6 protein-coding genes are annotated in these 8,816 nt (G+C 51.8%); all 6 read left to right on the top strand.

What is annotated here, in order from left to right; translation table 11 throughout:
* Positions 1 to 122 precede the first annotated feature (122 nt).
* The 6 genes from AAH187_RS05215 (at position 123) to AAH187_RS05190 (ending at position 8,800) form a co-directional block, all read left to right on the top strand.
* The gene (locus AAH187_RS05215; protein WP_342347380.1) at positions 123 to 1,172 is read left to right on the top strand and encodes a VWA domain-containing protein; all 1,050 of its coding nucleotides are present in this window, start codon (positions 123 to 125) and stop codon (positions 1,170 to 1,172) included.
* A 1-nt stretch (position 1,173) separates the two neighbouring features.
* Complete coding sequence (locus AAH187_RS05210; RefSeq protein WP_342347379.1) at positions 1,174 to 3,078, top strand: VWA domain-containing protein; 1,905 nt, start codon at positions 1,174 to 1,176, stop codon at positions 3,076 to 3,078.
* Positions 3,075 to 4,880, top strand: coding sequence for a BatD family protein (locus AAH187_RS05205; RefSeq protein ID WP_342347378.1), 1,806 nt, complete (start codon positions 3,075 to 3,077; stop codon positions 4,878 to 4,880). Before AAH187_RS05210 ends, AAH187_RS05205 begins: the two co-directional genes overlap by 4 nt.
* An 88-nt stretch (positions 4,881 to 4,968) precedes the next feature.
* Positions 4,969 to 5,925: an ABC transporter ATP-binding protein gene (locus tag AAH187_RS05200; RefSeq protein WP_342347377.1), complete on the top strand. Its 957-nt coding sequence runs from the start codon at positions 4,969 to 4,971 to the stop codon at positions 5,923 to 5,925.
* Positions 5,926 to 6,083: 158 nt separating this feature from the next.
* On the top strand, positions 6,084 to 6,821 hold the full coding sequence (locus AAH187_RS05195) for an ABC transporter permease subunit (protein WP_342347376.1): 738 nt from the start codon (positions 6,084 to 6,086) through the stop codon (positions 6,819 to 6,821).
* A 47-nt stretch (positions 6,822 to 6,868) separates the two neighbouring features.
* Complete coding sequence (locus AAH187_RS05190; protein ID WP_342347375.1) at positions 6,869 to 8,800, top strand: Gldg family protein; 1,932 nt, start codon at positions 6,869 to 6,871, stop codon at positions 8,798 to 8,800.
* Positions 8,801 to 8,816 lie beyond the last annotated feature (16 nt).

Here is an 8,816-nt window from a genome sequence, read left to right as displayed (position 1 = left end):
GTTGGCCATCTCTTGAGTTCAGGGCCATATCAACGGCAGGCGGTCGTGTCGGCAACCGAGCTGGTGCAATTGGTCGAACATTGGATTCAGCACGTGACTCCCCCTAAAGGAAGGGAGAGGACATGATGACATTCGCCTGGCCGTGGGTATTGGCCCTTTTTGTGTTTCCCTGGATGGTGCGTCGCTGGGCACCCCCTGTGTTTAATTCATCCGGCCGAGCCATGAAGGTGCCGCATTTTGAAGACATCATGACACTTCAGTCCAGCCAGTTGATAAAAGTGACTCAATCCAGGCACTCAACGCTGCTTTGGGCGGGAATAGTCGTCTGGTCCGCTCTGCTTCTAGCGGCCGCTCGTCCTCAGTGGAGCGGTGAACCGATTGGTTTGCCAACCAGTGGGCGTGATCTGATGCTGGCGGTCGATATTTCAGGCAGCATGAAAATTCCGGATTTTTCTGTGAAGGGACAGGAAGTCACGCGCTTGGAGGTTGTGAAAGCAGCGGCGGGAGAGTTCATCGCTCGCCGTACAGGCGATCGTGTTGGGTTGATTGTTTTTGGGTCCCAGGCCTATGTGCAGACACCTCTGACATTTGATCGGGACACGGTGAAGGCCATGATGACGGAAACTGAAATTGGCCTGGCGGGGCAGGAAACCGCCATTGGCGATGCGATCGGCCTTGCCGTGAAACGACTCAAGGAACAACCGGCGGGAAGCCGGGTATTGGTGCTATTAACCGATGGGGCCAATACTGCGGGAGAAGTGTCGCCCACACAGGCGGCGGCGTTGGCTGAGGAACAAGGTATTCGAATCTATGCCATCGGGGTTGGCGCGGATCGAATGGAGATTGCATCATTTTTCGGCACACAGACTGTAAATCCTTCTCGCGATTTGGATGAAGATACGCTTCGCCATCTTGCCCAACGGACCGGAGGGTTGTACTTGCGTGCGAAAGATACCGAGGGACTCAGGAAGGTATATGAAGAATTAGATCGTCTTGAGCCGGCGACAACTGAAACGGAACTATTTCGACCGACGACCGAATTATATATATGGCCGTTAGGATTTGCCTTGGTCCTCTCGTGTGTAATGGCCATGTCTTTCATCTGGAAAAGGGAATGGGTTCTCAGACCGAGATGGAAGGCGGAAGGGATCCCAGCACGAGCAGGACGATAAGATGTCTATGTTTCATTTTCTACGACCGGAATGGTTATGGGGATTGTTCCCCTTGTTCGGGCTCTTCCTGCTAGTAGCCAAGAGGGGGAGAACAGCTCAGATATGGGAATCGGTGTGTGATACCCATTTACTCCCACATTTATTGGTGGGCACGGAGGGAGCGACGCATCGCATGCCTCTCGTGCTTCTTGGATTAGGGTGGACCGTGGCGGTCTGTGCCTTGGCCGGTCCCGTCTGGTCCCAATTACCCCAGCCTGTGTTTCGAGCAGAGTCGGCGTTGGTGATGGTCTTGGATTTATCCCGTTCAATGGATGTGCAGGATGTGACTCCTTCCAGGTTGACACGAGCCAAACACAAAATTCTTGATATGCTTAAGGCCAGGAAGGAGGGGCAAACCGCCCTGGTGGTCTATGCCGGTGAATCATTCGTCGTGTCGCCATTGACCGATGATGTCAACACCATGGTGCCCCTTGTGCAATCTCTTGAGACGGAACTCATGCCATTCCAAGGTAGCCGTGCTGATCTCGCCTTGCAGAAGGCCCATGAACTCCTTGAGCACGTCGGGCAGGCGAAGGGAGATGTGCTATTACTGACGGACGGCGAGGGAGATCCTGCAACATTGAAAGTGGCTGAAGCCTTACGCAGTCAAGGGGTGCGTGTGTCTGTGCTAGGTGTTGGGACGGTCGATGGGGCTCCTATTCCGGAGACAGGCGGATTCCTCAAAGATCAGGATGGAGCGGTAGTTATTCCCAAGTTAGATATTCCGTCTCTTCGAGGCATTGCTCAAGCGGGAGGCGGTCATTTTGCCACGGTGACGGCTGACGATCAGGATATCAATCAGGTCCTTCCTTCGGATGTGTCCACGAGCGCACTATCTTCTTCAACAGCCGAAAAACGAACAACCGATCTGTGGCGAGAGGAAGGACCCTGGCTTGTCCTCCTAGTCCTGGTTTTGGCATTGCCTGCATTTCGACCGGGATGGTTAGCCATGCTTCTGGCTTTTATGCTTATTCCTCAGGTCAGCGAGGCCTTTTCCTTGGAAAATCTCTGGATTCGTTCGGATCAACAGGGGATTAAGGCGTTGGAGCGTGACGCTCCGGAAGAAGCGGCAGCCTTGTTTCAAGATCCCGGTTGGAAGGGCATAGCCCATTATCGGGCAGGAAAATATCAGGAAGCGGAAGAAGCCTTTTCTATAGTGGACACACCGGAGGGTCATTACAACCGAGGCAATGCCTTGGCCAATCTCGGTCGCTATGAAGAGGCCCTGGCTTCGTATCAGTCTGCACTCACGAAGCAGCCGGATCACGCGGATGCTCAACATAATCTGGAAATCATCAAGCAGCTCTTGGAGAAACCATCATCTGCGGAACAGGCAGGAGATCAATCTCAACAATCGGATGCCTCATCTGCCAAACAGAAAAATGATGGGAATGAAACAGGAGGTGAAGGGAAAAATTCAGAGCAAGCTTCCTACTCAACCCAGGAACAATCTGAGTCGGACAAAGGTGACACTCAGAAAGGGAAACAAGAGGAATCAGACCAGGCAGTAGGATCAGGGTCTGATCCTGCCACGACCTCTAATCAGTCGAATGGAGATCAGCAAGCTTCGGAAGAAAATATTGAGAAAGAGGTCGACCCTTTGAAAGCGGAACAATCTAAAAAGCTGCTGTCTGCACCATCTGCAATGGATGAAAAGTCGGAAGATCAGGCGGAACATTCGGGAGTGTCTTCTGCCGTGGACGCGACCCAAGCACGGGAAAGGCAGAAATCTGAACAGGTCCTCCAGCAATGGCTTCGCCGTATCCCTGATGATCCCGGAGGATTGTTACGCCGCAAGTTTCTTTTGGAGCATCAACGCCGTGTAGAGGCTGGAGGGTCCACCATTTCTCAAGGAAAGCGCTGGTGAGAATTTTGAGATGGATCTGGGTGATGGTTGTCTGCCTTGGAATTATGGGACTTGACCCTCCTGTTTCGGCCCAAACGGTCAGGGCCTATGTGGATCGGAATCCGGTCATGGCAGATGAGACCTTCCAGCTCATCGTGGAGACGGATCAGACTGCTTCCGGTGAATCGCCAGAGTGGCATATCTTAGGCGCGGACTTCGATGTTTTTGGCACGACCCAAAGTCAACAAACTTCGATCATCAATATGCGAACCACTTCATCGATTCGATGGATTGCGACGCTTGCGCCAAAGCGAACAGGAGCAGTAACCATTCCTCCTATCGCTGTGGGGGCTCATCAGACTGGCCCCATTCAACTGATGGTCAATGAGCCGAATCACAGCAGCGGAGCGAACGAGGATCGAGATATTTTCCTCGAAGCGGATGTGGACTCACATTTTCCCCATCTTCAAGGGCAGGTTCTTCTGACGCTTCGTTTAGTCAGTGCGATTTCCGTTCAGGAAGGCCGATTAGATGAACCGGAAATTGATTGGGGCATTGTGGAGCGCGTTGGAAAGGATGCTTCCTACGAAGCCACTCGAAACGGGCGGCGGTATCATGTCACCGAACGTCGTTATGTGATCACCCCGCAACAAAGCGGGGCTCATGACATTCCCCCGGTCCTCTTTTCTGGAACGGTGCAGGGTGGACGAACTCGTGGAACGCTCTTTGAGGAGTTATTTGGCAATCGGTCCGGGAGTTTGGGGCGGGATCCTTTCAAAACCTCACAATCGATTCATAGGCGGAGTCCAAAGATCGGGCTCACGGTCAAAGACCTTCCGCCAGATCTGAATGGGCGCTTTTGGCTGCCAGCGAAAGCACTTGCCCTCACGGAAACATGGTCTGGTGATACCGATACACTTCAGATAGGGGATTCCCTTACTCGTACGATTGTGATGCGTGCAACGGGTCAGCGCGGAGAACAATTACCTGAAGTGACCGTACCCCCACAACCCATCGTGAAGATCTATCCGGACAAAGGCAAAACCCAAACAGATTTTGACGGGAAATGGGTTGTAGGGTCCAGGGAAGAAAAATTCGTGTTGGTGTCCAGTCAGCCCGGCACGGTGACGTTGCCCGCTATTCATGTTCCCTGGTGGAATATTGAGACTTCCCGGTGGGAAGAAGCCAACCTCCCCGCTAGGGTTCTGACGGTTCTCGGCACGCTTCCACCGGCATCCTCAGCACAGACTCCCCCGTCGGTTCAGGCCCCGTCTGTTGCTTCAATAGAGAGAGATCATCAGATGAATGCCCAAATGCCGGCTAACTTCGGCACCTCTGATGGTGCCAAGCCATTGCCATGGTCCTGGATAACGGGGGGATGCTTAATGTTGTGGTTGGTGACCCTGGCGGCCTGGTGGCGAGAGCGTCAAAAACGGAATGGACGGGGCCAGGAAATGGCAAAAAAAGATGATAGGAAACTTGAATCGGAACGAAAAGCCATTCAAGTCCTCAAGACGGCATGCTTTGAAGAGTCAGCAGAAAAAACGCGCGACGCACTCTTGCAATGGGCTTCTTTTAAGCAAGAAGGGCGTCCCTGTCGGAGTCTAAGTTCGGTGGAGCGTATATTGAGTCAGCCTCTTCCTGATCATGCAGCGATTTCTGCGGCCATTTGGAACCTTGATCGGACCTTGTATACTACCTCGGCAGAACAACAGACCTGGGATGGCCGGCAGTTTTGGGAAACCGTCAAACCAGCCATAACAGCCAAGCCGCCAAAATCTCACAAACACGCAAAAGAGTTGCCCTCATTGTATCTCCATTGAGTTGAGAGGGAGTGGATCAAATTGGGTAGCGAGAGCACGACACGTGCAACAGAACATTTCATAAATTTATTGCGATAAAGAGGGTCAGATGGAAAGTATGGTTGAAATTGAAAACTTGCGAAAAACATTTGGGCCGATTGTTGCGGTGGATGGTGTGTCATTTACCGTAGGAAAAGGAGAAGTGCTCGGTTTCTTAGGGCCAAACGGAGCAGGTAAATCCACAACCATGAAAATGATCACGGGTTTTCTTACGCCGACGAGTGGCAGGGTGCATATTTGTGGGCATAATATTGAAGATCAACCCATCGAAGCCAAAAAACGCATAGGCTATCTGCCAGAGGGGGCTCCGGCATATCAGGATATGACTCCAGCCTCGTTTCTCACATTTATAGGGGAAATGCGAGGATATCGTGGAGCGACGCTTAAGCGAACGGTTTCCGAAACGGTCGAAAAGGTGAATTTGCAATCGGTCTTGAACCAATCGATCGAAACCTTGTCTAAAGGGTTTAAGCGTCGGGTGGGATTGGCTCAGGCGATCCTTCATGACCCGGACATCTTGATTTTAGATGAACCGACCGATGGATTGGACCCCAATCAAAAGCATGAGGTTCGAACGCTGATTCGGGCCATGGCACAAGAGAAGGCCATTATTCTTTCTACACATATCCTGGAAGAAGTGCATGCCCTCTGTTCCCGCGCCATGATCATTGCAAAGGGGAAAGTGGTGTTTGATGGCACTCCAGGGGAATTGGAAGGAAAATCTCCCGATCACAATACGGTCCTGGGCACGATTGCCGGGGTGGATCCCCTGGTCTTACATCATCACCTGATGACGGTGAAAGGGGTCAAAAAGATTGAGGAGTTGGGCCGTGACGGTGACTTGGTGCAATTTCGTATTTACCCCGATGACGGGCAGTGGATTCTCCCGGATATTGGGCATTGTGCCAGGGAACAGGGATGGGAAGTGAGGGAGCTGTATCCGGACCGCGGGCAGTTAGATGAGGTGTTTCGTTTGCTGACGACTCCCAAGCAGACGATTTCGTAATGAGGCCTGGTTCTGGAAGGACGCCAACTATTGGCGGATGGGATGCTCGGGCAGGACATTCTCAAACCACCGGGATGCCATCTTCATGCGTCTCTGAGAGACTAATGAATTCTAGAAGAGAGTAGCTGAAAGAAAAATTCGAGAGTGAAGGAGGAATTGTGGGACGAATTGGAGTGATTTTTCAACGGGAATTGGCGGGGTATTTTGCCACGCCGATCGCGGCGGTCTTTATCGTCATATTTTTGTTACTCAGTGGGGCGTTCACATTTTATCTGGGGAATTACTTTGCACGGGGTCAGGCCGACCTGGTGCCGTTTTTTGATTTTCACCCCTGGCTCTATCTCGTGTTGATCCCTGCGTTGGCGATGCGCTTATGGGCGGAAGAACGTCGTTCCGGGACAATTGAACTGTTGCTGACCCTGCCAGTTACGATGTGGGAAGCCGTCGCAGGGAAGTTTCTGGCCGCATGGGGTTTCACGGGAATCGCCTTGGCCCTGACCTTTCCCATGTGGCTCACGGTGAATCTGTTGGGCGACCCGGATAATGGCGTCATCCTTGCCAGCTATCTCGGCAGCCTGCTAATGGCCGGGGGATTTTTAGCCATCGGCTCCTGTATCTCCGCTCTCACCAAAAATCAGGTGATCGCCTTTGTGGTCAGCGTCGTTATTTCCTTGGGGTTCATCCTGAGTGGTTTCCCTCTCGTTCTGGAACTATTCAGCGGGTGGGCGCCACAATTTCTGCTGAATGCCATTAGCTCATTTAGCTTTTTGACGCATTTCCAATCGATCAGCAAAGGTGTCCTGGATTTACGGGATATCCTCTTTTTTCTTTCGCTGATTGCCTTTTGGCTATTTGCGACGGCCACGGTCATTGATATGAAAAAGGCTGAATCGTAAAGGGACGGATTGAAGGGTCTGGTGTGAAATTTTGCAAGTGAGGAGTGATGATGAATAAAAAAGTACTCACGGGAAGCGGCCTCATCATGGCCGCCGCTCTGTTCGGTGCCTTCAATATGATGAGTAACGCGGCCTTCAGTTCCGCACGCTTCGATCTGACAGAACATGACCTGTATACGTTGTCTGATGGCACCAGAAATGTTCTTAAGGGTTTGAACGAACCCATTACTCTCCGGTTTTATCTTTCCAAAACCCTGGCGACGGGCTTGCCGGGTATTAAAAGTTACGCAACCCGCGTCGAAGAAATGTTAGAGGAATACGCGCAAGTTGCGGGTGGGCAGCTGTATGTGCAGGTGATGGATCCGGAGCCGTTTTCAGAGGAAGAGGATCGAGCCGTGGCGTATGGTCTTCAGGGTATCCCCTTGGACAATGGCAGTCGCCAGTTTTACTTTGGATTGGCCGGGACCAGTTCCACCGATCAGTTGGAAGTGATTCCATTTTTTCAACCTGAGCGAGAAGAGTTTTTGGAATATGATCTGACGAAGATGATTCACACGCTGGCAAATCCCAAGAAAAAGGTTCTTGGTCTGTTGAGTACGTTACCGATTGATGGGAGTGGGGGCATGCCGTTTATGCCACAACAAGGAGGCGGTCAACCCTGGCTGATTCTTTCTCATATCGAACAAATGTTCGAAGTGAAAAAAATAGAACCGACGGCGGTGGCTATTCCTGCAGAGATTAGTGTCTTAATGATTGTGCATCCTAAATCCCTGAGTGAGACGACCCTCTATGCCATCGATCAGTATGTGTTGGGAGGCGGGCATGCCATGATTTTTGTGGATCCCCTTGCCGAATCCGATAGTGGAGGTGGCAATCCCATGAATCCGATGGGAGGAGGAGGTCCCCGAGATTCAAATATGCCTAAATTGTTTGGAGCCTGGGGTGTGGAACTGGTGAAAGGGCAGGTGTTGGGAGATTTGCCATTGGCCAAAAAAGTGCAAGTTCAACAGCAAAGCCGGCTACAGGTGGTGGATTACCCCGTCTGGATTGATTTTCGTCAGGAGCATTTCAGTGACAAAGATATCGTGACGGCTCAAGTGCCATCGATCACGGTGGCATCAGCAGGAATCATTCGAAAGAAAGGGGGGGAGACCGGGACCACAGTCGAGCCGCTCATCCAATCGGATGAAGCCGCGATGCAGATTGAGGCATCCCGCTTGTCAGCCATGCCGGATGTGGCTGGATTACTCAACAGTTATCGTCCCGAGGGAGAGAAGTTTATCGTGGCCGCCAGGGTGACGGGAACCGTGAAATCGGCTTTTCCTGAGGGAAAACCAAAGGCGGTGCCTAACAAGGATGAGACTCCGGATACGGCTCCAGAAACCCAAAGCCAGACCAATGACCACCTTCAGGGATCGAAGGAGCCCATCAACGTGATTGTGGTGGCAGATACGGATATCTTGCAGGATCGGTTTTGGGTTCAAGTGCAAAACTTCTTCGGGCAACGGATTGGCATTCCGAACTCGGGCAATGGCACGTTTGTCACAAACGCTTTGGATAATCTGACGGGAAGCAATGATCTCATAAGCGTCAGAAGTCGGGCCGGGTATGCCCGGCCATTCACACTCCTGCGAGTGTTGCAACAAGAAGCCGAGCAGCGATTCCGGCAAAAGGAGCAAGTGCTCCAGGAACAGCTCAAGGCCACGGAACGAAAAATTCAAGAACTGCAGAGTCAAAAGCCTGAAGGAAATGCCATGATCCTGAGTGTGGAACAAGAGGAGGCCATGGGACAATTTCGCAAGGAATTGCTTCAGGTTCGCAAGGAATTAAGAGGCGTGCAGCATGAGCTTGGCAAAAATATTGAGGGTGTGGAGAGTTGGGTGAAATTTATCAATATCGGGCTTGTGCCATTGTTGATTGGTATAGCAGGTGTGTGGATCAGTTCCTCCGGGATCAGGAAGAAGCGGCCAAAAGCCTAAGTCGCTCAGTTGCCGA

It is taken from the genome of uncultured Nitrospira sp. (genome assembly GCA_902500695.1).
Taxonomy (GTDB): domain Bacteria; phylum Nitrospirota; class Nitrospiria; order Nitrospirales; family UBA8639; genus Nitrospira_E.
This window is presented reverse-complemented; position numbering and strand designations above follow the sequence as displayed.